This is a genomic window from Providencia sp. PROV109 (assembly GCF_033681625.1).
GTDB classification, from domain to species: Bacteria; Pseudomonadota; Gammaproteobacteria; order Enterobacterales; family Enterobacteriaceae; genus Providencia; species Providencia hangzhouensis.
On record NZ_CP096320.1, the window covers coordinates 3,204,624 to 3,230,141 of the forward strand.

Below are 25,518 nucleotides of genomic sequence, written 5' to 3' on the forward strand. Positions count from 1 at the left end.
GTCGAGAACTCACCACTTTATTGAGTCCCATCAATAAAAATACAAAAAAATTATCATTAATCAGTTATAAGTTGTATATTAAATATATGTTTTGTTTTTATAGAGAAGTTTCTATGGTTGGCAAACGCATTCACCGTGAAATTAAAACGATTGAAAAAATGATAAAAATCTATGAGAAAGCCTATCCAGCACCAGCAGAATCACCTGATTTTTATCAAAAACTATTTTCCTATGCCGTTAATAGATTAGAAAAATGCCGATATGGAGAAGAAAAACCAGCATGTAAACAATGTCCAATCCATTGTTACCAACCCAAAATGAGAGAGCAGATGAAGCTAGTTATGCGCTGGGCTGGCCCGAAGATGTTAATCCATCACCCAATTCTCGCTATACGTCATTTACTTGATGATCGTAAACCAGTCCCTGATTTACCAGCTAAAGTAAACAAGCGAGCAACTCAGAAACAAGAGCCATAATTAGTGAGCCTATAGCTCAAGCTTAGTCCTCTATTTAAAGCAAAGTACAACATGAGGAGAAATAATAAAGCACAAAGATGTTGAAAAATGGCGAACAACAAGTAGTAACCCTAAGGAACTATTTATAAAAATATATATTTAAAATACCTATTAAAGCAATTACAGAAACCTATCAATTAAAAAATGAGACTAAAGTCACAAATAAACAGCAATCCCCTCACATTTTAACAAACAAAATCAATCATATCGATTGAAAAAATAAATAACTTAGATTAATAACCATTAATTACATTAATAAAATTAATAAATGATGGTTTTGCCGAAATCTAGAATCATCATTAGCATAGCTAAAATTCATATTACTATGCTAAAAATGATAAGTAAGAAGAAAGTAGAAAAAAAACACGGTTTAGGTGTAAAAAACGATAACATATTAACATACGACTAATTTTATCAATTCAGATTAAAAATCCAAACTAATTAAAATTATAAGTATAATAATTAAATCACCCCACCAATGACACAAAAAATACCGAGCAATTCACACAAACAACTCGAAAAAAGTATATTTAGAAACATTTATTTATATTTAGAATTATAATGTGACACAAAATTAATCGATTTATATAATTTCAATCATACTAATAACATCCATGCTTTATATCACCAGATAGGAATAGTTGAATATTTTATTTTGAATTTATATTTAAATACGATTAAAAAGGTATAGTCATGCAAGCAATAAACTCACCAAATCGACACTTCATTAAACAGATAAACATTGATAGTAACGCGGCCCATAACATTATTGACTTAGAAACTAAAGGGCTTTTAATCATAGAACAAGGCTCTGTGTTACTAGAAACCCCAGCTAACTCACAATCTTTAAATGAAGGCGATATCTTATATCACAAACAGGGAGCTTACTCACTACAGCTCACTGAAACAACAAGTTGCAAATTACTTTGGATATCCTTGGATGATAACTTTTTGCGTAGTTTCATCGCTAACCATGGCACTGAATTAAGCGAAATAGACCGCAATGAAGGCTTACCCTCTGATATTATTAAATTTAATTCATCCCCTCTCATTGAAGAAATCAAATCAAGCTTAAATACATTTGTTAATAACGAATACCCTGACGTCATTTTCTCACTCCGAGTAAGTGAATTACTGTTATTACTAAGCTACAGTGAACAAGGTGCTTTATTGCTATCTAATTTTAGACAGCTAAGTAGTCGCCAAATAGAACGTCTACAAATGTTTATGGAAAATAATTATCTTAAAGAGTGGAAATTAAGTGAGTTCGCACGTACTTTTGGTATGGGATTAACAACATTTAAAGAACTGTTCAATACCGTTTATGCAACGTCACCACGCGCATGGATCAGTGAAAAACGTATTATGTATGCACACCAGTTATTAATTAATACTACAATGTAGTGGTTTAATAAATTTGGCCACCTGAACAGAGGTGATATGCTCACCTCAGAACAACACAGGTGCCTTAATGAAAAAACGAAATTTCAGTGCAGAATTCAGACGTGAATCAGCCCAGCTGGTTGTGGATCAGAACTATACAGTTGCAGATGCCGCGAAAGCCATGAATATCGGGCTTTCCACCTTGACGCGGTGGGTAAAGCAATTACGGGACGAACGGGCAGGCAAAACACCGAAAGCATCCCCTATCACGCCGGAACAAATTGAGATACGTGAGCTGAAGAAAAAAATTCAACGTATTGAAATGGAAAACGAAATATTAAAAAAGGCTACCGCGCTCTTGATGTCAGACTCCCTGAACAGGTCTCGGTGATCGGGAAACTCAGAGCGCATTATCCTGTGGCCACTCTTTGCTGCGTGTTCGGAGTTCACCGCAGCAGCTATAGATACCGGGAAAACCGGCCTGACAATCCGGACGGCAGGAGAGCCGTATTACGTAGTCAGGTTCAGGAGCTGCACGGCCTCAGTCATGGCTCAGCAGGTGCAAGAAGTATCGCTGTAATGGCAACACACAGGGGCTTCCGGATGGGACGATGGCTTGCCGGACGGCTAATGAAGGAGATGGGGCTGGTGAGCTGTCAGCAGCCTGTTCACCGGTATAAACGTGGCGGTCATGAACACATTGCTATCCCGAACCACCTTGAGCGACAGTTCGCAGTGACAGAGCCCAATCAGGTATGGTGCGGCGACGTAACGTATATCTGGACCGGTAAACGCTGGGCATACCTGGCCGTTGTACTCGACCTGTTCGCAAGGAAACCCGTGGGCTGGGCAATGTCATTTTCTCCGGACAGCAAACTGACAACCAAAGCGCTGAAAATGGCATGGGAAATACGAAATAAGCCATCCGGGCTCATGTTCCACAGTGATCAGGGTAGCCACTATACAAGCAGGCAGTTCCGACAGTTACTGTGGCGATACCGGATAAAACAAAGTATGAGTAGGCGTGGTAACTGCTGGGATAACAGCCCGATGGAGCGCTTCTTCAGAAGTCTGAAAAATGAGTGGGTGCCGGTGACCGGCTACATCAGCTTCAGTGAAGCAGCCCATGCAATAACGGATTATATCGTCGGGTATTACAGCGAAGTCAGGCCGCATGAATATAACGGTGGATTACCACCAAACGAATCAGAAAACCAATACCGGAAAAACTCTAAAACCGTGGCCAATTTTAGTTGACCACTACACAATGAGTATTGTAGAGGTTTCTATGGAAGCTGGCTTTTCAAGTCAATCTTACTTCACCCAAACTTATCGAAAACGGTTTGGCTACACACCGAGTCGGTCAAGAATAGCAGCTTAACCGCTCAGTAAGACTCTAACTCATGCCCTGTCAGTTATAGAAGTTTAAACTTCACTATAATCTGGCAGAAAGGCAAACATCAAATCCTTCCTTTAAATATTCACATTCACTTCTTATACTTCTTATACTTCTTTCAGATTGATACATCACAAAAAAGGTAATTTGCCTTTCAGTGACAAATTACCTTTAAGATAACCTTAAATAAAAGCTATGCTATTTCGCTTTGATTATTTTTAAATCAATAATTGACATGGAGTTTGGTGGTACCTCACCTGGTATGCCTTCAACGCCATACCCACCTTCAGGTTTAATATAGACTTTAACCATTCCCCCTTCCCCTGCTCGTTCGACAAAGGAGTTTAATGGTGCAGGTAACTGATTATAAGGTAATGTGACAGGGTTTTGATCGGTATACAACACCGTAACCTTACCGTCAGTTAATTGCTCTCTCATAATAAAAGTCACGTCTTTATTTTTCACGTCTTTTATCGGTGAGCCAACTTGAATGATTTTATAGTAAGTATTGCTATCGAGCTTACTGTATTTTTGAGCGGTAATTTGCTCAATAATTTTTTGGTTTTTCTTCGCATTTTCTGCGGCAATCACTTTTGCATCTTTGCTAGGAGGAATTCGCCCAGCCAGACCAGTACTCGATTTCGAACCACCTCTTGCTTTTAATGCATCATTTTCATTTTGTAATTGAGTTATCTGTCGATTTAACGCCATAATTTGTGATTTTAAAGCTTCATCACTCGAAATGGATTTACTTGAATCCAATTCCGTTTGTAGTTTTTTCAATTTCTCTTGTGCTAATGCCAACTCTTTTTGAGAGTTCGCTTTTAAATCACCAAGAAGTTTATTCGTGTCTGTCAGTTTTTGCTCAATTTCAGACTGTTTCTTTGTTTTAGCCGCAATATCACTTTCAAGTTTGCTGATTTTGTCTTCTTGAGCCTTAGTCTGCTTAGTAAATTGCTGGTTTTGCTGGTCAAGTTTTTTCTTCTCACTTTCTTGGGCAGCAAGAGCGTCACTAATTGATTTTTTCTCAGATTCTAACTTGGCAATAGCGCTTTCTTTTTCTTTCAATAATGTAACTTGTTTATTTAAGTCCGCAGTTAACGCTTTAACTTGCTTGTCACTTGCTTGACCTACTAGCGCTGTTTGTTTTTCAACATCTTTTTGTAATTTCAGCAGTTCTGCATTAGCCTGTTCCAATTGTTTTTGAGCATTAACAAAATTTTGTTCATTTTGTTTTAAGTTTTCTTGCAATTGTTGCTGTTGCTTTTGGCTCTCAACATATTGTTTTGATAAAACATTCTGTGCTGCTTGCTGCTCAGCCAACTGTTTTTTTGCTGTTGCTAATTCAGACTCTAACGTAATTTTTTGTGCTAATTTGGCAGTTTGCTCTGCTAAAGATGCTTGGATCTTATCTGCTTGCTGCGCTTTCTGTTTCAGTTGCGTAACAAGCTGCTGGTTTTTCTCCGCTAACGCTTTTGCATCTGCTTGCTGTTTGGCGAGCGCCTCACGAGTTACTTTACTTTCCGTTTCAGCTTTCTTCAACCCGTCTTCTTTTTGCTTCAGCAAAGCGAGTTGTTTGTTTAAATCTGCCGTCAGCGCTTTAATCTGTTGGTCACTGGCTTGATTCATTAAAGCTGTTTTTGTTTCAACTTCATTCTTCAGCTTCTGCAAATCCGTGTTCGCTTGTTTCAGTTGCGCCTGTGCCGTAACGTAATTTTGCTCTTGTTGGCGGAGTTTCGCCTGCAACTCGGCTTGCTGTTTTTCACTGTTCGCAAACTGTTTGGACAACGCATTTTGCGCCGTTTGGTGCTCGGCTAACTGTTTTTTCGCCTCAGCCAGTTCGGCTTCTAACGCCACCTTCTCGGCAGCCCTCGCCGTCTGCTCGGCTAAGGACGCTTGAATTTTTTCCGCTTGTTGCGCTTTTTGTTGCAATTCGGCAGCAAGCTGCTGGTTTTTCTCCGCTAACGCTTTTGCGTCCGCTTGCTGTTTGGCGAGCGCCTCACGGGTGGTTTGGCTCTCCGTTTCAGCTTTCTTCAACCCGTCTTCTTTTTGCTTCAACAAAGCGAGTTGTTTGTTTAAATCCGCGGTCAACGCTTTAACTTGTTGGTCGCTGGCTTGGCTCATCAAGGCGGTCTGTTTTTCCATCTCCCCTTGGAGCTTTTGTAGATCTGCGTTCGCTTGTTTCAGTTGCGCCTGTGCCGTAACGTAATCGTGCTCTTGCTGGCGGAGTTTTGCCTGCAACTCGGCTTGCTGTTTTTCACTTTGAGCTAACTGTTTTTCTAACGTATTTTGCGTACTTTGATATGAATTCAGCTGTTCCTGGGCAACTTTTAAGGCATTTTCTAATGCAACTTTTTGCTCAGCTTGTTCAGTTTTTTCCGCCAAAGAAGCTTGAATGCTTTTCGCTAATTGTTCTTTTTCGACTAACTGGGCTTGTAGTTGCTGGTTTTGTGACTCTAATGATTTACTTTTCTCTTGCTGAGCGACCAAAGAAGATTGGACATCATCTTTTTCACTTTTAGCCGTAGCTAATTCATTTTCTTTCTGTTTTAACAACTCTTTTTGCTGTAAAAGTTCAGCTGTCACTGACTTCATTTGTTCATCAGTATTACCAACAAGTTGCAGTTGATTTTTAGCCTCTGACTCCAATTTTGCAATATCAGCGGTTAATTGCTCAATTTTCAAATTTGCGGTAGCAAATTGTTGTTCTTTCTCTGCTAATTGCTGTTTAAGTTGGGCTTGTTCGACAACACTTTCATTTAATTGTTTCTCAAGCTGGGCAATCGTTTCTTGGGTTTGCTGATTTTCTTGACTTAATTGTTCAAGACTATTTTGCTTTTGCTCAATTGTTTTTTGGGCATCCGCCAATTTAGCCTTTAACGTGTCAATTAAAGACTGATCATCTGATGAATTTACAACCGCCTGTAGCTGGGCTATATGCTCTTTACTCTTCAGAACTTCGTCGTTTAGTTTATCAATCTCAAATTGTTTTTCGGTAATTGTCTGCGTTAATTGCGCAATACTCTTATTATGATTAATAAGTTCAGAAACGAGTTGATCATCATTGAGTAAATGATTATAGGCAATAAGCTGGCCTACTCCTTGAGCAATACCAAACTTATATAGATGTGTTAATTGCTGGCGTTCAATTAATTGCGCCAGTTGCTCAAGATAAGCAGAGGTATTAATACCTGTAGGCTTAGCAAATTTAGATGAATATAAGCCGAGTGGGTCAAGAACCAATTGATACTTTGCAAAATCTTTTGCTAGATAAGCAGGATCCCATTGGTTGCTTTGAAAAAAATAAGGGTAAGACGACAATAAAATAGGCGCTACGCCATTTTCTGTCGCCACCGCACACACTTCAGGAAAAGTCGTTTTTTCTGGCTCTACAGGGTCTGCTTTCGCTACATCTGCTTTCTTCGTTGATGTAGCAGCAGATTTACTTTTCCCTGTAGTTTTGCCTTTAGTTCCTTTATTCGCTGCCGCAGATTTTTGCTTCTCTTTTGGCGCAGGAACGGTAGATAGCGAAGAAAAGATATCATAACCTTGGTTTTGTGTATTAACTGGCAATTGTTGTTTTTGCTCTTGTACTTTGCCTTCTTTTTCCATTTGAAGGTAAGTATCAAAATCATCAATTACATTGTTAAAGCGCTCTGCTTTTGGAGCATGACTAAAAAAAGTCGTAACAAGTGCCAGTGACACACAAAGCCTAAGGTTTATTCTCATAATCCACTAATTTTCTTCAATGTTGATTCGGTAGACAATACTGAGTTATAACGAACTTTTGCACACAACACTTTAGTTTTAGACTCTATTGCCATTTGTAAGAGTTCAATTGTGTCAGGGCTAGCAGTCCCTTCAACTTGTCGATATAGACGGTTGATTTCGCTAACTTCTTTAAATGAACCTACTAAGCGATTGTAATCTTTTGGTGATAGTGTTTTGAGCGCGTTTAATTCTTTAACACACGTATTCAAATGAGCAAATGTTTGCTGGTCAGCACCCGCTTCACCATAAGTTGTAGAAGCAACTGGTGTACGGTTAATTGCGCTGTTTAAAACTTTTTGAGATTCAGGATAAGAGTTATCAACCTGATCTGGATTGGTAGCAACAGTCGATTGTGTTACCGGCTGAGTGGTACTCGTATTGACTGTTTGTTTACTTGGGGTATTCGGTGTTGCTGTATTGTATGTGTCTGAACCAAATGTACAACCTGAAAGAAGAGCTGTACCTGCTATAAGCAAAAATGCAACATGAAATTTATTTTTTTAAAAACATATGGTTACCTTACCAGCACTTTTCTTCGCTATTATAATGATGTCCAAAAAACTTAGTGTAAGCTAAAAATTAGCTATTTTCTATAAGCCCGAATGTAGAAATAGAGTCATCTCATAAATTTAGATTAACTTAACTTTAGTTTTAAAATTATTTTATTGCTACATTTCTATTAAATTTATGAGCTAATTTCCGCTAGCAGTCCTTATAAAGAGATAAATTAACACCTTTACCGGAATTTTTTATTATTTTATGTCAGATAACGATTAGGTTGCTCAATAAACCTTGCTAACAATTAGATACCTTTCAAGTAAATTCTCATTTTAGTTCTGTCCCTGTAACAATTGTTAACAAATAAAATGATGGCTAACAATAAACACACCTACTTTTCATTTATCAAGCTGCTGACACACTTTAAACCTGCGACATGGCAATAACCATCATCATTCAAAATATGGGTAACCTACTTAATTCAATTCTAAAAACTAACAGCAATTAAAAATTACATTTAAAATCAATAATTTATAAAAAACGAATTTATCGACATTTCAGCTACATAATTTCCAACTACGTAACAAAGCATAGCAGTTATCTGTCGGAATTACTTATATTAAATTGATACGATTCGTAACTCAAATTTATTTTTAATAAAAATATAGCGTTCACATAGCCGTAATCACTCAAAAAACACTATTCAGTGATTTTATTCCATGTTACTCATTTAACGTCTAGTAAATGGTGTTTTATCTTTAACCTAAAATGAAGCATTTGAATAAAACATGAGGAGAGTAATATTGATTGCTTATAAATGTAAATATATGCCCGGAATTAACCGGGCATAATGGTATTTAAGCTTTGCTAGGACGTAAAGCGGGGAATAAAATAACATCGCGAATAGTATGGCTGTTAGTGAATAACATCACCATACGGTCAATACCGATGCCTAAACCTGCTGTTGGCGGTAAACCATGTTCTAATGCGGTGACATAGTCTTCATCATAGAACATTGCTTCGTCATCACCTTCATCTTTTTGACGTACTTGCTCAGCAAAACGCTCAGCTTGATCTTCTGCGTCATTTAATTCCGAGAAACCGTTACCGATTTCACGACCACCAATGAAGAATTCAAAACGGTCGGTAATAAATGGGTTGTCATCATTACGACGCGCTAACGGTGAAACTTCAGCTGGGTACTCAGTAATAAATGTTGGCTGAATCAAGTGGCTTTCTGCAACTTCTTCGAAGATTTCACACTGTACGCGGCCTAAGCCCCAGCTCTTTTCAATCTTAATACCGATAGACTGAGCTATCGCCACCGCTTTATCCATATCATCCAAATCAGCAACATTCGTTTCTGGGCGATATTTGCAAATAGCTTCTTTCATCGTCATTTTAGTAAATGGCTTACCGAAATCGAACTCTTGTTCCCCATACTGAACAACAGTATTGCCTAACACTTTTTGTGTCAGTGTACGGAACAAATCTTCAGTCAATGCGATTAGATCACGGTAATCAGCATAAGCCATATAGAGTTCCATCATTGTGAACTCTGGATTATGACGTGGGGATAACCCCTCATTACGGAAGTTACGGTTGATTTCAAATACGCGTTCGAAACCACCTACAACTAAGCGTTTCAGATATAATTCAGGTGCGATACGTAAGTACATATCGATATCTAATGCATTATGGTGAGTCACAAATGGACGCGCAGAAGCACCACCAGGGATGACCTGCATCATTGGTGTTTCCACTTCCATAAAACCGTAGCTAACCATAAAGTTACGTACTTCAGCTAGGATCTTAGAACGAACAATAAAAGTATGACGAGATTCATCATTCGCAATTAAGTCAAGGTAACGCTGACGATAACGTGTTTCTTGGTCTGATAAACCGTGGAATTTGTCAGGCAATGGACGCAACGCTTTGGTTAATAAACGAACTTCATGACAATGAACAGTTAACTCACCCGTTTTGGTTTTAAATAAACGGCCTTTAGCACCTAAAATATCGCCTAAGTCCCATTTTTTAAACTGTTCGTTATAGATGCCTTCCGCTAAATCATCACGCGATACATAAATTTGAATGCGTCCGCCAACGTCCTGTAACGTTGCAAACGAAGCTTTACCCATAATACGACGAGTCATCATACGGCCAGCAATCGACACTTCAATATTTAGGTCTTCAAGCTCTTCTGAGGTTTTATCATCATATTGCGCATGAATTTTATCGGAAATATCTTCACGACGAAAATCGTTTGGAAATGGAATACCCTTTTCACGCAGTGCCGCTAATTTTTCTTTACGTGCTTTAAGTTCGTTATTCAAATCAGGTGCTTGTTCAACACCTTGTTGTTCCTGAGACATTTTTTCCTCACAGGCCAGCTTTTAAACTAGCTTCAATGAATTTATCCAAATCACCATCCAGTACGGCTTGCGTGTTACGCGTTTCCACACCAGTACGTAAATCTTTAATTCTTGCATCATCAAGGACATAAGAACGAATCTGGCTTCCCCAGCCAATATCAGATTTGTTCTCTTCCATCGCTTGCTTGTCTGCATTTTTCTTTTGCATTTCCAGTTCGTATAGCTTCGCTTTTAACTGGCGCATAGCTTGGTCTTTATTTTTATGCTGCGAACGGTCATTCTGGCATTGCGTCACAATATTGGTTGGAATATGTGTGATACGTACCGCTGATTCCGTTTTGTTTACGTGCTGACCACCCGCACCAGATGCACGGTATACATCAATACGCAAATCCGCTGGATTGATTTCGATATCAATATCATCATCAACTTCAGGATAAATAAACGCAGAACTAAAAGAAGTATGGCGACGCCCTCCTGAGTCAAACGGACTCTTACGAACCAAACGGTGAACACCAGTTTCCGTTCTTAACCACCCGTAGGCATAGTCACCAATAATTTTGACTGTTGCCGATTTTAGCCCAGCAACATCACCATCAGACTCTTCGATAATCTCGGTTTTAAAGCCCTTTGACTCGGCCCAACGCAAGTACATACGCAATAACATACTTGCCCAATCTTGAGCTTCAGTACCGCCAGAACCCGCTTGTAAATCAATGTAGCAATCTGCACTATCGTATTCGCCAGAGAACATACGGCGAAATTCAAGTTGCTCTAATTTGCCTTCTAATTGCTCTAGTTCAGCTTCAGCTTCATTGAATGTGTCTTCGTCATCAGCTTCAACCGCAAGCTCTAATAAACCCTCAACATCTTCAAGGCCTTGCGTCATCTGGTCAATCGTTTCAACAATTGCTTCAAGAGATGAGCGTTCTTTACCAAGGGCTTGCGCCCTCTCGGGTTCATTCCACACATCAGGCTGTTCAAGCTCAGCATTGACTTCTTCTAAGCGTTCTTTCTTGGCATCATAGTCAAAGATACCCCCTCAGAACCACTGTCCGTTCAGACAGGTCCTGAATCTTATTTTTTACTGGGTTTATTTCAAACGTCATTTTTCAATATCTTATGGTTAGTCAAAAATAATTTTTTATTCACAAACCGCTTAGTATAGCGGAATTTATCTCATGTTTATAGCGCCATCAAACGCTATTTGCTGGTTATTCCGCCGTTTATGATAGGCTTAATCAGGCCAAATATGCTCAATCATTAGCTGGACGTTTTTTTGTCCACGATATTCGTTCACATCTAATTTAAAGGCTATTTTCGCTTTTTTGATGCTGTTATCTGGCCATCGACGAACATCAATATTAAACATAATTGCATCTAACATTGGCCCACCATTCACGGGTTCCAGCATAAGTTTCAAATGGCGCTCACCAACAAGCCTTTGCTGTAATAATTGGAATTCACCATCAAATATAGGTTCCGGAAATGCTTGTCCCCATGGGCCACTTTCTCGAATAAGTTCAGCAGTTTCTAAACAAAACTCATTGCGTGAAAGTTCGCCATCACTCCAGATTACCCCAGCCAATTGCTCAGGTTGAACTAATTCACCCATCAATAATTCAAAGTGATGTTTAAAAGCGTCAAATTGATCAACATGCAAAGTTAAGCCTGCTGCCATTGCATGGCCACCAAATTTTTGCATAATCCCGGGTTGTAATGTATTTAACCGTTCTAATGCATCCCGCATATGGACACCCTGAATGGAACGCCCAGAACCTTTTAATAAACCATCACCCGCAGGAGCAAAAGCGATAACAGGACGATGATATTGTTCTTTGATCCTTGAGGCGAGTATACCGACAACCCCCTGATGCCATTCAGGATGATAAATGGCTAAGCCATTTGGTAACTGGCTTTCACCGTATTCGAATTGATTAAAAAACACGAGCGCTTCTTGCTGCATACCCGCTTCAATCTCACGGCGAGTTTGATTCAGCCCATCTAACTCATTTGCCAGTTCCCTTGCATACGCCATATCGTCTGTCAGTAATAATTCAATGCTCACTGACATATCATCTAATCTGCCTGCCGCATTTAGCCTAGGGCCAAGCGCAAACCCAAAATCATTTGCCACTAGTCTTGGTAAATCACGTTTGGAAACCTCTATGAGGGCTTTAATACCCGCACAACAGCGCCCAGCTCTAACACGATTTAGCCCTTGGTGAACTAAAATGCGGTTATTTGTATCAAGAGGAACCACGTCTGCAACAGTTCCTAATGCAACCAAATCAAGGTACTCGGCTAAATTAGGCTCTGCTAGCCCTTGCTGCACAAACCACCCTTGCTGACGTAGATATGCACGTAAGGCAGACATTAAATAAAATGTGACACCAACCCCGGCTAATGATTTAGATACAAAGCAACATTCATTTAAGTTCGGGTTGATTATCGCATCCGCAGCAGGCAAAGTTTCCCCCGGCAGATGGTGATCGGTAATAATTACATTCATTCCATATTGATTAGCTACTGCAACCCCTTCATGGGATGAGATGCCATTATCAACGGTAATAATGAGATTCGTTCCGCGTTTACGGGCTTCTTCGACAACCAATGGCGTTAATCCATAACCATTTTCAAAACGGTTCGGAACGATATAATTGATATTTCTATACCCCATTGATTTTAGAGCTCTAATAGCTAATGCCGTACTGGTTGCTCCGTCCGCATCGAAATCCCCAACAATAGTAATAGCTTCATGTTCATTTAACGCACGATAAAGTAGGGGCAATGCCTTATCAACACCCGATAATGTCCGATAATCCAATAAATTAGCTGCTTTGCGCTCTAACTGAGTGATATCCGTGATGCCCCGATGCTGGTAAATTCGTTGTAATAGCTCAGGCAAGCCAGGAAGTTGAGCGGCAGAACTTTGCTGCTGTCTTTGTTGTAAGAGTGTTTCTACATTCACAATAATTAACTATTTTTCGTTGAGTAATTGAACAAGGGCATCCGGTTTCATGTAGCCAGGCAGTAATTGCCCATCCGGTAGGATGATTGCTGGTGTTCCCGTCACTTTGAATAAATTACCCACACTCATATGTTTACTTAGGTCAATTTTGCAATCTTCAATCATGGCAACTTCTTCACCTTTAAACGCTTGAGTTAATGCTTTTTGTTGTAGGCCATTGCACCAAATAGATGCCATTTTCTTTCCTACGTCGCTATCTGCACCTTGGCGTGGATAAGCCAGATAACGCACCGTAACACCTTGGCTGTTTAATTCACCAACAGATTCATGTAATTTTTTACAATAACCACAGCTAATATCGGTAAAAACTGTCACAACATGCTTTTCCTGAGGGGCTTTGAAGATAATCATTTCATCTTTGAGCGCTTCTACTTTTTTCATTAATGGCTGATTACTGATATTGACTGGATTTTTACCGCTCATATCATAAATTGGCCCTTGCAATAAATATTTGCCATCATCAGTGATATAAACAACCCCTGTTGTGGTTTCAACAACATTCAGCCCAACGATTGGCGAAGGTTTAATTACCTCAACAACCATGTTGTATTTTTCCAAAGTATCACGGATAACTTTTTCTTCTGTTGCCCCATAGACCGTGGAAGTCACAGTCGCAATACATGCAGCAGCCAATAATAACAATTTGCGTTTCATAGATAGTCCTTTAATCATGCATCACCCCCTTGGATGATGCTGCTCATGCAATACTCGTAACCGTTCAGTAGCAACATGAGTATAAATTTGGGTGGTTGAAAGATCACTATGACCTAACAACATTTGTACCACGCGTAAATCTGCCCCATGATTGAGTAAATGGGTTGCAAATGCGTGTCTAAGAACATGCGGTGAGAGTAGCTCGCTATCAATATGTGCAAGTACTGCATAATATTTTATTCGATGCCAAAACGTTTGCCGAGTCATTTTCGTGCCACGCTTACTCGGGAATAGAATATCGCTAGTTTTGCCATTTAATAAATCTGGGCGACCTTCATCAATGTATTTCTCTAGCCAATATATTGCCTCTTCCCCCAACGGAATCAATCTTTCTTTATCGCCTTTACCAACAACGCGAATAACCCCCTGCCGCAAGCTAATATCTGAAAAAGTTAAGCCGATTAATTCAGAAACACGCAAACCACAAGCATATAGCACTTCCAACATGGCCTTATCACGTAGTTCTAAAGCATCTTCGGTAGCAGGGGCATTTAATAAATCTTCAACTTGTTTTTCACTTAAATCTTTGGGTAAACGCTGCGGAATTTTGGGGGCAGCAATCACCGCAGAAGGGTCATCCAGACGGATTTTCTCCCGATACAAATATTGAAATAACCTACGCATCGCACTTAATAAACGTGCTGAACTGGTTGCTTTATATCCACAATCAATACGTTCCGCAAAAAAAGATTGTAAGTCAATGGATTGAACACTTTCTAAATGCAACTGATGCGCATCAAGCCATTTATCTAATAGTTGAAGGTCATTACGATAAGAAGCCAATGTATTTTCGGCTAGATCTTGTTCAAGCCAAATTGTATCAAGAAATTGTTCAATTAATGGATTAAGTTGTTTTGTTTCCACGACAGATAAGCTTCCTTTAGATAATACCACACGATTCTATTATGCCTGAATGTGGCTGCTTCTGTTACAATATCTCTCTTGTGATGAAAACCATAGCTGGACATAGTAATAATATATATGAAAATAGGTCTTTTTTACGGTTCTAGTACCTGTTATACCGAAATGGTTGCAGAAAAAATACGTGATATTCTCGGCGATGATTTAGTCACATTGCATAACGTTAACGATACACCGCCAACAGAAATGGAACAGTATGATGTTCTTATTTTGGGAATACCTACGTGGGATTTTGGTGAAATACAGGAAGATTGGCTTGAAATTTGGGAAGCGCTTCCCAATCTTAACCTCGCAAATAAAATCATTGCGATGTATGGACTGGGTGACCAAATAGATTATGGCGAGTGGTTTCTTGATGCCCTTGGCATGCTCTATCATCAACTAAAACCAACTGGTGCTAAATTTGTCGGTTTCTGGCCAACTGAAGGCTATACCTTTGATAGCCCTAAACCACTCAATGAAACTGGTGATATGTTTGTTGGGCTGGCATTAGATGAAGTTCACCAGTTTGAACAGACCGATGAACGTATTGCGCAGTGGTGTGTGCAGATTTTTCAGGAAATTGAAGCGCTATTATGATGCAAGTTTATATGTACTTGCTCAGCGAACCCCCAAAGTGAGGGTTACCTACCCTACACCAGGCTACCAATTTTATTTATCACCTATGATTTTGGTAGCCTAAATATCAGGGTATTGCAGCAATAATTGGTTTAAATTACGCCAATTCTCTTCCGACAATGCGTCTTTTGCAACCCACAAATGGAGCTTTTGTGGTTTACCTTGTAACGCTTCTAGTGTCAGTAATATACCATAGCGGGTAAGCCAAGGTGCTTTCAGTATTCTCCATTCATTTTTCTTCCACTGAACCTTATTGCCATTAACCAGTACAGCAACCCCTTTTATTTTACTGATATTTTTCTGGCTCTTTGCCCAACTCGCAACGACAACCACTAATAGCGGCAACCATATCATTGAGTTACCAGGGGACCATGGAGCCAATAGTAAAAACATCCCAATGACCCCATGAACACAGGTTGAGAACAGTTGGGTTTTCCATGAAATGGAGAGATTAGATTTCCACAGGACCACGATTTTTATTTTTTTCCTGAATCAGTTTAATCATACGAAAAAGTTCGTCATCATCTGGACGACCGTGATTCATTAGCCAATTGAATAAATCAGGGTCCGCACATTCTAATAAACGGACAAATACCTGCTTATCGTGAGTTGTTAGGTCATCATATTCATACTCAAAAAACGGCATGATTGAAATATCTAATTCACGCATACCACGGCGGCATGCCCAATGAATTCGCGCTTTATTCTCAATATCCATTCTACTACGGCCTTTTTTGCAGTTAACTGATTAGATTGATTATTTTCCATACTCTAACAGATTATCCGCTAAGAAAACATGTTATAGACTACATTGTTGTAATTTTAGTAGTAAAATACCGTTTTTCTACAAACAGATGATAAAAAACTATTAGATAATACAGCTTCATCATAATAACTACTTGCAATGTTATCTAGCTATTTTACCATTAGGCACCTTTATCTATCAAAGAACAACAGGTGAAATCATGACTAACCAAATTGATAGTACACAGCAATTCCCTCTCGGATCTCAGTCTTTACCACTCGTTTTGATTTCACTGGAAAACTGGGAACTTATTCACCTCCACGGCGCCGATGCAGAAAAATACCTGCAAGGCCAAGTAACCGCAGATATCGCCACACTCAAGCAATCACATGCATTAACAGCACATTGTGATCCTAAAGGTAAGATGTGGAGCGACCTCCGCTTATTCCATCATTTAGATGGCTACTCATATTTATTAAGAACCAGCGTTGCCGACTCACAACTCGCCGAACTGAAAAAATATGCTGTTTTTTCGAAAGTCACCTTTGAAAAAAAACCAGAACTGAAATTAGTCGGAGTCGCGGGTAAAGGCGCTAGAGAAGCACTGGCAACATTATTTACTGCATTACCTGACGCTCAAAACCAAGTGGTTACAGACGACGCCTCCACAATATTACATTTTGCATTACCCACAGAGCGTTTTTTAGTGATCACGAACGAAGAAACGGCACAAAAAATGGCCCAAACCTTAGGTTCTATTCAGGTCAACGATGAACAATGGTTAGCCCTTGATATCGAAGCCGGTTTTGCGATTATCGATCAACAAAATAGTGCCCAACATTTACCTCAAGCAACCAACTTACAAGCCCTACCTGATGGTATTAGCTTTAAAAAAGGCTGTTATACCGGTCAAGAAATGGTTGCCCGTGCAAAATTCCGTGGTGCAAATAAACGTGCGATGTACACCTTAAAAGGTACAGGTACCACTATTCCTGTCGTTGGTGAAGGTGTGGAATGGCAGCTTGGTGATAAATGGCGCCGTACAGGAACTGTTTTAGCTGCTATTCGCTTAGGTAGCGGCGAAATCTATGTGCAAGTCATTATGAATAACGATATGGAAGCGGATAGCATTTTCCGTGTTATGGGGGATGAGCAAAGTCATCTAACTATCGCACCATTACCTTATTCATTAGAAGAGAATTAATTGGAGTTTTTATGTCATCTGCATTAGGTAACAAGCCCGTAGAGGTGGTTAATTTTGGGGCTTTTACCGAAGTCGTCCAATTTTTGATGGAATTAGATAAACTCAAAAGTGTTTATCGTAAAAATAAGTTATTGAACCGTGAACGCCAAGAAAACACAGCAGAACACAGTTGGCAATTTGCCGTTGCAGCAATGAGTTTTGCACCTTATGTTCAAGGCATTAATATCGAACATGCGATAAAACTTGCCCTTGTTCATGACATTGTTGAAATTGATGCAGGCGATGTATTGGTATTTGATAATGCCGCTCGTGATGCTATTCATGAAGAAGAAGTTAAAGCGGCTAAGCGTATTTTTAACTTACTGCCTAGCCCGCAAAATGAAACGCTATTAGCTCTGTGGAATGAATATGATGCATTAGAAACCCCGGAATCTGTGTATGCGAATGCCATTGACCGAGCGATGCCGATGCTGATGAACCTGCATAATCAAGGCCAAAGTTGGGTCGAAAACCACATTCGTCTGGAACAAGTCCTCAGTAAATGTGATTATATTCAGCAGATCCTACCTGAATTTTATCAACAACTTAAATTACAATTGGAACTCGCTCAGCAAAAAGGCTGGTTACTGTAATTTATGTCAGAAGCGGCTACAAAGCCGCTTTATTTAACGTGTTACACTCATCTAATCTAATGTGTATTACCCACAGCAAGATATACTTTTCTCTAATTCATTATTTTGATTTAAATAATAAACCACTTTATATTTTTTAATAATTATTAATCTCGACTTATATAGAAATACCAATATTAATAACTTGCCAATTATTAATATCGCTCCTATCTTTATCATTGAACATTTGCCAGAGAGGTTTAAAATGGAAAAAGTCAATGAATATTCAAATCCTTACCTTTTACTTCTAGATGTCCATTCACCCGCTATAATTCAATTCAATAAATCAACACATCAAACAATTCCAATTATCGAAGGACTCGGTGGAACCCCTGATGGCATTGCCGTTGACCCTGCTAACCGATTAATTTATTGGAGTAATATGGGTGAAGATTATGAGGCTGACGATGGCTCCATCAATGTGATGAATTTTGATGGTACTGGCAGAAAAATACTAGTAGGCAACGGAAAGATAAGAACGCCAAAACAATTGCATCTTGATTTAGTAAATCAACGATTATATTGGTGTGACCGTGAAGGTGGTATGGTTTCATCATGTAATATTGATGGTTCTGATTTATTCGTCCATGTAGCAAGACCCCGAGATAAACACAATAAAGTAGATATATTAGACCAATGTGTTGGCATTACTGTTGATGTCACAAATAATTGGATTTACTGGACTCAGAAAGGGACCCCTAAAGGTAATTTAGGTCGTATTTTTAGGGTGCCATTAACGCCTAAAATCCAACAATCGGCCAATCAACGAACTGATATTCAATTACTCCTTCAAGACCTCCCCGAACCTATTGATTTATTGCTTGATAAAGAAAACCATATTTTATATTGGACAGATAGAGGCGCTGAGCCCGATGGTAATAGCTTAAATTGTGCCAATATTTCTGCTGATGGATTAAGCCATTACAAGGTGATAAGCCGTGGTTTTAAAGAGGCTATTGGACTCACATATGATAAGCCTGCACAACTGATGTATGTGGCTGACCTTAATGGAGGGGTTTACCGAGTCATTATAGAAACAGGTGCTGTGGAAAAGCTACACCAAGGTAAAAATTATACGGGTATCTCACAATATTTAGGTTAAATAAATCCTAAATAAATAAAGGCTTGAATTCAGTAACTCACCGAAATCAAGCCTAAAGAGTATTTAATTCACATTATATAATGGAAGTGTGCGATATATTCCTACATATAATCTTCAATCGGCACACATGAACAGTGTAAATGACGATCCCCATACACATCATCAAGCCGTTTTACTGCTGGCCAGTATTTATTCGCTTTCGTTTGTGCTGTTGGGAATGCTGCGAGTTCACGGCTATAACTATGAGGCCACTCCCCGGCTAGCTCCGTTTGCACATGAGGCGAATTCACGAGAGGGTTATCTTCTAGTGTCCACTGCCCTTTCACGACTTGGTCAATTTCATCGCGTATCGCTAACATGGCGTCAATAAACCGATCAATTTCAGTTATGCTTTCAGACTCTGTCGGTTCAATCATTAATGTCCCTGCTACAGGGAAAGACATGGTTGGCGCATGGAAACCATAATCAATTAAGCGCTTAGCAATATCGAGCTCACTGATACCCGTATCTCTTTTAATTGGGCGTAAATCGACAATACATTCATGGGCAACATAGCCTTCTTGCCCTGTATATAAAATGTCATAACGGCCAGAAAGACGCTTGGCAATATAATTCGCATTTAAAATAGCAACTTGGCTAGCTTTACGTAGACCATAAGAGCCCATCATCCGAATATACATCCAGCTAATTGGCAAAATTGATGCACTGCCAAATGGGGCTGCAGATACCGCACCTTGGTCAGTTAACATTTCTTGCTCAACCACAGAATGCCCCGGTACGAACGGTGCCAAGTGTTTTTTCACACCGATAGGCCCCATACCTGGTCCGCCACCGCCGTGAGGGATACAGAATGTTTTATGCAAATTCAGGTGAGAAACATCCGCACCAATAAAGCCCGGTGTTGTTAAACCAACTTGAGCATTCATATTTGCACCATCAAGATATACTTGACCACCATATTGGTGAATAATTTCACACACTTCACGAATACTTTCTTCATATACCCCGTGGGTTGATGGGTAAGTTACCATCACACAAGAAAGAGCTTCGCTATGTTGCTGAGCTTTTTCACGTAAATCCGTTAAATCGATATTACCTTCATCATCACAACGCACTACCACCACTTCCATACCTGCCATATGCGCAGAGGCAGGATTGGTACCGTGAGCAGAAGCCGGGATCAAACAAATATTTCGCTCCCCTTCATTGCGACTCTCATGATAGCGACGAATAGCCAATAAACCGGCATATTCACCTTGAGCCCCTGAGTTAGGTTGCATACAAACTGCATCATAACCAGTCAATTGCACTAACCAATGGGAAAGTTGCTCTATCATTTGGTGATAACCTTGAGCCTGCTCAGGTGGGCAGAATGGGTGTAGCTCGCCAAATTCAGGCCAAGTAATTGGGATCATTTCCGCAGCCGCATTAAGCTTCATCGTACAAGAACCCAGAGGGATCATAGCTTGGTTTAAGGCTAAATCTTTGCGCTCTAAACTATGCATATAGCGCATCATTTCGGTTTCACTATGGTAACGATGAAAATTTGGATGAGCTAAAATTTCATCATCACGTAACATAGAGCTTGGGATCGCTTGCTCTGTCGCTGAAACAGATTGGTCTAGTTTTTCAAAATCTAACTTAGCTTCAACACCTGTGATCACCGCAAACAATTCATTTAAATCTTGGCGAGTCGTGATTTCACTAAAAGTCACGCCAACTGCACCACGAATATCAGTACGTAAATTCACTTTGGCTTTTTCAGCACGCGCTAGCACCGCTGTTTTGTCAGCGACTTCAATACAGAGCGTATCAAACCAAGTTTTATGGCGTGATGTAAAACCTGCGTCTGCTAATGCCTTGGCAAAAATAGTGCTGAAGCGATGAATACGCTCTGCAATTATTTTCAGCCCTTTTGGCCCATGATAAACCGCATACATGGCTGCGATATTGGCTAACAGCACTTGGGATGTACAAATATTCGAGTTCGCTTTTTCACGGCGAATATGTTGTTCACGGGTTTGCATCGCCATACGCAGTGCGGTATTACCTGCTGCATCCCGTGACACACCGATAATACGTCCAGGCATTGCCCGTTTAAATTCGTCACGACAAGCAAAGAAGGCCGCATGTGGCCCACCATACCCCATCGGGACGCCAAAACGCTGTGCTGAACCGAAGACAATATCCGCCCCTTGCTTACCCGGTGCAGTGAGCAATACTAGCGCCATCATATCTGCTGCAACGCAACTGACAATTTTACGCTCTTTTAATTGGGCAAATAGCGAACTGTAGTCATGGACATTACCTGTCGTGCCAACCTGTTGAAGTAACACACCAAAAACACCTTCGTGTTCCAGTGCTTTCTCTGCGCTATCCACGATCACTTCAAAACCAAAAGTCCCCGCACGTGTGCGAACAACATCCAGAGTTTGCGGATGAACATCATCCGCCACAAAGAAACGTTCTGCATCTTTCAGTTTGCTGATCCGTTTTGCCATCGCCATAGCTTCTGCCGCAGCGGTGGCTTCGTCCAATAACGATGCAGAAGCAAGGTCTAACCCCGTAAGGTCGATAGTTAACTGTTGAAAATTCAGTAATGATTCTAAACGGCCTTGTGACACCTCCGGTTGATATGGCGTATAAGCGGTATACCAACCTGGGTTTTCTAATAAATTACGCAAGATAACTGGCGGAAGCACAGCAGGGGCATAGCCCATACCAATATAACTTTTGTAGCGTTTATTGAGTGACGCTATTGCTTTTAATTCCGCTAAAGCTTCTTGTTCAGTTGCTCCCCCCCCCACTCTTGGCGGTTCTGCAAGCAAAATGGCTTTGGGGACAATTTTGTCCATCAGGGCATCTAATGACGTTGCACCCACGGTGTCTAACATGGTTTTTAATTGTTGTTCTGATGAACCAATGTGGCGCGAAATGAATTCTGAACGATTTTCTAATTGACTCAGTGACATCGACATATCTGTGTTCCCATCCTTTGTCTGCTATGCATAAGTTGTAGGGCGGTTATTACGGAACTTGCGAGATAACGCTTAAAATCAATGATATTGCGGTTGTTTCTTGTTTCTAACTAATTAGATTTTATCAATCCTCTAAATAGCTCATCTTATGGCTATCACTAAAAAGTGTTTATTCTAAATAGTTTGCGTTGTGGCTAGGCGGCAAACGTAGACAATCTTGGGGAACATACACAAGTATGTGACCCGAGTTGTCGAGTGCAGCCAACACCGCCACAACACAAAATATGACGAATAAACTATTCTTCGGCTTCAATCATAGAAGTATACCCCGCCGCATCAATCAAATCCGCCAGCTCTGCGGTATCGGATGCTTTAATGCGGAAAATCCAACCTTCTTGATACGGCTGTTCATTTACGAGTTCTGGCGCGTCATTCAACTCACTATTAACCGCCACAATTTCGCCACTCAGTGGTGCGTAAATATCAGATGCTGCTTTAACTGATTCGACGACTGCAACGTCATCACCTGCACTTACCGCCGTTCCCACTTCGGGTAAATCAACAAACACCATGTCACCCAACGTTTCTTGCGCATGTTCGGTGATACCAACTGTAAATTCACCATTACCTTCATCGCGCAGCCACTCATGTTCACGGGTGTACATTAATTCTTTAGGTGTATTGCTCATCATTAGCCTCTCAATTTTTAAATTTATTAATCAGATTCGCCCAAATTACACTAAGCAGTTACCTTCACGGACAAAGCCCGGTTTAACAACTTCAACTGGCATTTCTCTTTGTCTGATTTCAACAATTGCTTTGTCTTGAATTCCGTTCGGGACACGCGCTAACGCAATACTGAAGCCAAGGGTTGGCGAGAAAGAGCCACTGGTTATTACCCCTTCTTGTAGTTTCCCCAGTTCATCAGTAAAGCGGACAACTTGCCCTGCACGCAGTATACCTTTTTCACGCATCACAATACCGACAAGTTTTTCAGTACCTTGTTCGCGTAATTTTTCCAATGCTTCACGGCCAATAAATTGGCGATCTTCTGGTTTCCAAGAGATCGTCCATCCCATATTCGCGGCTAATGGTGAAATCGTTTCATCCATATCTTGCCCATATAGGTTCATACCGGCTTCAAGGCGCAAAGTATCCCGCGCCCCTAAGCCCGCTGGGTGTACCCCTGCCTTAAGCAGTTTATGCCAAAATTCAACGACCTGCTCTTTAGGCATAGCAATTTCATAACCTTTTTCGCCGGTATAGCCCGTGGTTGCGATGAACAAATCTCCAGTTTGAATACCATAAAATGGTTTCATTCCTTCAATGGCGCTATTTTGTTCCGAACTCAGTAATGAATGAACCTTTTCTGGTGCTTGCGGCCCTTGGACAGCTAATAACGCTAAGTCATCGCGAACACGAATTTCAACTGCATAACCTTTAGCATGTTGTTCAATCCAAGCGAGGTCTTTATCGCGTGTTGCTGAGTTGACGACGAGACGATAAAAGTCATCAGCGAGGTAATACACAATCAGGTCATCAATAACACCACCTGAAGCATTCAGCATGCCTGTATATAAGGCTTTACCTTGCTCTGTAAGTTTATTGATATCGTTGGCGAGAAGATAACGAAGAAAATCACGACAGCCTTCGCCGTGTAAATCGACAATAGTCATATGGGAAACATCAAACATCCCTGCTTCGGTTCTGACAAAATTATGTTCATTGATCTGCGAACCATAATGCAACGGCATCATCCAACCATGAAAATCAACCATTTTTGCACCGCAGGCTATATGTTCATCATATAGCGTTGTTTGCTTTACCATGAATACCCTCTTTACATTATTAATTAATATGACAGGGTGATTGCGTAGTAAAAATTATCCATCTGCAACAAAGTCGCGAGATAATTTTAACCCGACGCAAACGATAACTTTTAAAAAACCTACCACTGTTTGCAGTTCTATTCTATAAAAAAAAATAGGGCGACCATCCATCTGTATTACTGATTGCGCTCTGATTTTGCCAGTGCTTTTTGTTAAATAATTGAGAATGATCACTCAAAACCCTTACATTTAGCGTCTATAAGCTCAAAATATCATCAATTAAAGAATTTAAATGATAGCTTCGCCAATAAAACCCATCACACCAATATAAATAAAACTAATGCGAAAAATGAATGTAATTAGTTTTTTTCAGTCATGATAAAAAGAGAAAAGTCTGCTATTCATACTAAAACAAGATCGGCAGGGTTATTTCGTATACAGAAACCAGTGATGACACTTTGTATATTGAAATTAAAAAAGAAAAAGGCACAATTTATAAGATTGTGCCCTCGCAGAAAGGGATTTAGAGAGTGTCTTCGACTTGTAACTGTTCCAGCCACTTCGGCATATCAAACAGCCCCATCGCATGGTTCAATAATTGCGGTTTAACACCCGGTAAGCTGTCCGCTAAAACCAGCCCGATATCACGAAGTAATTTCTTCGCAGGGTTATTGCCATCAAATAATTCACGGAAGCCTTGCATACCAGCTAACATCAACGCTGCACTGTGCTTACGGCTACGCTCATAGTCACGCAAGTATAAATATTGACCAAAGTCTTTGCCTTCACGGTGCAAACGTTTAATTTCACCAATCAGCATAGCGACATCCATAAAACCAAGGTTAACCCCTTGGCCCGCTAATGGATGGATGGTATGAGCCGCATCCCCTAACAACGCTAAACGTTGCGCCGCAAATTGCCTTGCATAACGACCTGTGAGAGGAATGGTTAATCGCTCACTTTCCACTTGGCAAAGACCCAGACGAACATCAAATGCAACCGCCAGTTCTTTATTAAAATCAGCAGGTTCTAAAGATTGACGCCTAACTGCTTCAGTGGCAGATTGAGACCACACAATTGAACAAAGATGTGGGTCACTTAATGGTAAAAACGCTGAAATACCTTCACCATCAAAAGCTTGTCGAGCAACGCCTTCGTGAGGTTTTTCGGTTCGGATGGTAGCAACTAATGCGGTATGTTCATAATCCCAAAAGGTTAATGGGATATCAGCATGGCTACGCAACCACGAGTTTGCCCCATCAGCCCCCACAATCAACCGTGCCGTTAACATGTTTTCATCATCTAACGTAATGAAAACATCATTTTCTCCCCACACCACTTTTTTAATCGTTGCGGGAGCTAATAATGTCACATCGCGAAGCTGAGACGCCTTTTGCCATAGAGCATCACGTACGACATTATTCTCAACAATATGCCCTAAATGCGTCAGGTTACGTTCTTGAGCGGTAAAAGTAATACGCCCAAAGCTATCGTTATCCCAAACTTCCATGCCATTATATGCAGAAGCTCGCATTCCTTTAATAGTTGACCATACACCTAAGTGGGTCAGTAACTTTTCACTTGCCGCATTAATAGCAGATACCCTTAATGCATGCGGCTCTGCTACACTAAATGGTACCTTGGGTGGATGAGTCTCAATTACCGCAACACGGAGCCCACTCCCTTCAAGCCCACAAGCGAGTGCCAACCCAACCATACCACCACCGGCGATAACCACATCAAATGATTGCATATTTTTTATTCCTC

At 40.3% G+C, this 25,518-nt stretch carries 20 protein-coding genes and 1 pseudogene; 8 read left to right on the forward strand and 13 right to left on the reverse strand.

Features of this window, described 5'->3' with window-relative positions; all coding sequences use genetic code 11:
* Positions 1-113 precede the first annotated feature (113 nt).
* The 4 genes and pseudogenes from M1F25_RS14760 to M1F25_RS14775 form a co-directional block, all read left to right on the forward strand.
* A complete protein-coding gene (locus tag M1F25_RS14760) occupies positions 114-476 on the forward strand; it encodes a nitrous oxide-stimulated promoter family protein (protein WP_096863321.1) in 363 nt (120 codons plus the stop codon).
* A 732-nt stretch (positions 477-1,208) separates the two neighbouring features.
* A complete protein-coding gene (locus M1F25_RS14765; protein WP_181488238.1) occupies positions 1,209-1,919 on the forward strand; it encodes a helix-turn-helix domain-containing protein in 711 nt (236 codons plus the stop codon).
* Between the two features lie 67 nt (positions 1,920-1,986).
* Positions 1,987-3,155 (forward strand): IS3 family transposase gene (locus M1F25_RS14770; protein WP_094963266.1). Its coding sequence is split into 2 segments (ribosomal slippage): positions 1,987-2,236 and positions 2,236-3,155, totalling 1,170 coding nucleotides; the frame shifts between segments, so codons are not numbered across the junction.
* A 10-nt stretch (positions 3,156-3,165) separates the two neighbouring features.
* Positions 3,166-3,279: pseudogene (locus tag M1F25_RS14775) on the forward strand (AraC family transcriptional regulator); the annotation flags it as partial.
* 213 nt (positions 3,280-3,492) lie between these two features.
* On the opposite strand, the gene M1F25_RS14780 reads toward M1F25_RS14775, so the two are convergent.
* The 7 genes from M1F25_RS14780 to xerD form a co-directional block, all read right to left on the reverse strand.
* The gene (locus tag M1F25_RS14780; protein ID WP_232368687.1) at positions 3,493-6,999 is read right to left on the reverse strand and encodes a hypothetical protein; all 3,507 of its coding nucleotides are present in this window, start codon (positions 6,997-6,999) and stop codon (positions 3,493-3,495) included.
* Between the two features lie 20 nt (positions 7,000-7,019).
* A complete protein-coding gene (locus M1F25_RS14785; RefSeq protein ID WP_181488240.1) occupies positions 7,020-7,541 on the reverse strand; it encodes a hypothetical protein in 522 nt (173 codons plus the stop codon).
* Positions 7,542-8,420: 879 nt separating this feature from the next.
* A complete protein-coding gene (gene lysS / locus M1F25_RS14790) occupies positions 8,421-9,938 on the reverse strand; it encodes a lysine--tRNA ligase (RefSeq protein WP_004261800.1) in 1,518 nt (505 codons plus the stop codon).
* Positions 9,939-9,945: 7 nt separating this feature from the next.
* Positions 9,946-11,047, reverse strand: a protein-coding gene (prfB, locus tag M1F25_RS14795; protein WP_096863166.1) for a peptide chain release factor 2 whose coding sequence is annotated in 2 segments (ribosomal slippage) — positions 9,946-10,968 and positions 10,970-11,047 — 1,101 coding nt in all. Because the reading frame shifts where the segments join, the coding sequence is not laid out codon by codon here.
* A gap of 128 nt (positions 11,048-11,175) precedes the next feature.
* A complete protein-coding gene (gene recJ, locus M1F25_RS14800; RefSeq protein WP_112307214.1) occupies positions 11,176-12,909 on the reverse strand; it encodes a single-stranded-DNA-specific exonuclease RecJ in 1,734 nt (577 codons plus the stop codon).
* Between the two features lie 9 nt (positions 12,910-12,918).
* The gene (gene dsbC, locus M1F25_RS14805) at positions 12,919-13,623 is read right to left on the reverse strand and encodes a bifunctional protein-disulfide isomerase/oxidoreductase DsbC (RefSeq protein ID WP_096863312.1); all 705 of its coding nucleotides are present in this window, start codon (positions 13,621-13,623) and stop codon (positions 12,919-12,921) included.
* Between the two features lie 21 nt (positions 13,624-13,644).
* Positions 13,645-14,547: a site-specific tyrosine recombinase XerD gene (gene xerD / locus M1F25_RS14810; RefSeq protein ID WP_004261814.1), complete on the reverse strand. Its 903-nt coding sequence runs from the start codon at positions 14,545-14,547 to the stop codon at positions 13,645-13,647.
* A gap of 117 nt (positions 14,548-14,664) precedes the next feature.
* On the opposite strand from xerD, the gene fldB reads away from it, so the two are divergent.
* The gene (gene fldB / locus M1F25_RS14815) at positions 14,665-15,183 is read left to right on the forward strand and encodes a flavodoxin FldB (RefSeq protein WP_094963000.1); all 519 of its coding nucleotides are present in this window, start codon (positions 14,665-14,667) and stop codon (positions 15,181-15,183) included.
* A gap of 99 nt (positions 15,184-15,282) precedes the next feature.
* Here the strand turns inward: fldB and M1F25_RS14820 are convergent, their stop codons facing one another.
* Together M1F25_RS14820 and sdhE are read right to left on the reverse strand one after the other, a co-directional pair.
* Positions 15,283-15,693, reverse strand: coding sequence for a protein YgfX (locus M1F25_RS14820; protein WP_036958456.1), 411 nt, complete (start codon positions 15,691-15,693; stop codon positions 15,283-15,285).
* Entirely contained in the window at positions 15,674-15,940 is a 267-nt protein-coding gene (gene sdhE / locus M1F25_RS14825) for an FAD assembly factor SdhE (protein WP_004261864.1), read from the reverse strand. Before sdhE ends, M1F25_RS14820 begins: the two co-directional genes overlap by 20 nt.
* A gap of 247 nt (positions 15,941-16,187) precedes the next feature.
* Here sdhE and ygfZ point away from each other — a divergent pair, with 247 nt between their 5' ends.
* The 3 genes from ygfZ to M1F25_RS14840 all read left to right on the forward strand — a co-directional run bounded on the left by ygfZ (position 16,188) and on the right by M1F25_RS14840 (position 18,944).
* Positions 16,188-17,171, forward strand: a complete 984-nt coding sequence (ygfZ, locus tag M1F25_RS14830) for a tRNA-modifying protein YgfZ (protein ID WP_181488242.1) — start codon at positions 16,188-16,190, stop codon at positions 17,169-17,171.
* A gap of 11 nt (positions 17,172-17,182) precedes the next feature.
* The gene (locus tag M1F25_RS14835; RefSeq protein ID WP_004261871.1) at positions 17,183-17,803 is read left to right on the forward strand and encodes an HD domain-containing protein; all 621 of its coding nucleotides are present in this window, start codon (positions 17,183-17,185) and stop codon (positions 17,801-17,803) included.
* A gap of 244 nt (positions 17,804-18,047) precedes the next feature.
* Positions 18,048-18,944, forward strand: coding sequence for a YncE family protein (locus tag M1F25_RS14840; protein WP_181488244.1), 897 nt, complete (start codon positions 18,048-18,050; stop codon positions 18,942-18,944).
* Between the two features lie 101 nt (positions 18,945-19,045).
* Here the strand turns inward: M1F25_RS14840 and gcvP are convergent, their stop codons facing one another.
* From gcvP to ubiI, 4 genes are all read right to left on the reverse strand, one after another.
* Positions 19,046-21,922 (reverse strand): aminomethyl-transferring glycine dehydrogenase, encoded by a 2,877-nt coding sequence (gene gcvP, locus M1F25_RS14845; protein ID WP_181488246.1) that lies wholly within the window; start codon positions 21,920-21,922, stop codon positions 19,046-19,048.
* Positions 21,923-22,218: 296 nt separating this feature from the next.
* Positions 22,219-22,611 (reverse strand): glycine cleavage system protein GcvH, encoded by a 393-nt coding sequence (gene gcvH / locus M1F25_RS14850; RefSeq protein ID WP_036958523.1) that lies wholly within the window; start codon positions 22,609-22,611, stop codon positions 22,219-22,221.
* A gap of 45 nt (positions 22,612-22,656) precedes the next feature.
* Positions 22,657-23,751, reverse strand: coding sequence for a glycine cleavage system aminomethyltransferase GcvT (gcvT, locus tag M1F25_RS14855; RefSeq protein WP_096863171.1), 1,095 nt, complete (start codon positions 23,749-23,751; stop codon positions 22,657-22,659).
* Positions 23,752-24,274: 523 nt separating this feature from the next.
* Entirely contained in the window at positions 24,275-25,504 is a 1,230-nt protein-coding gene (gene ubiI / locus M1F25_RS14860; protein ID WP_181488248.1) for an FAD-dependent 2-octaprenylphenol hydroxylase, read from the reverse strand.
* Between the last annotated feature and the right edge of the window lie 14 nt (positions 25,505-25,518).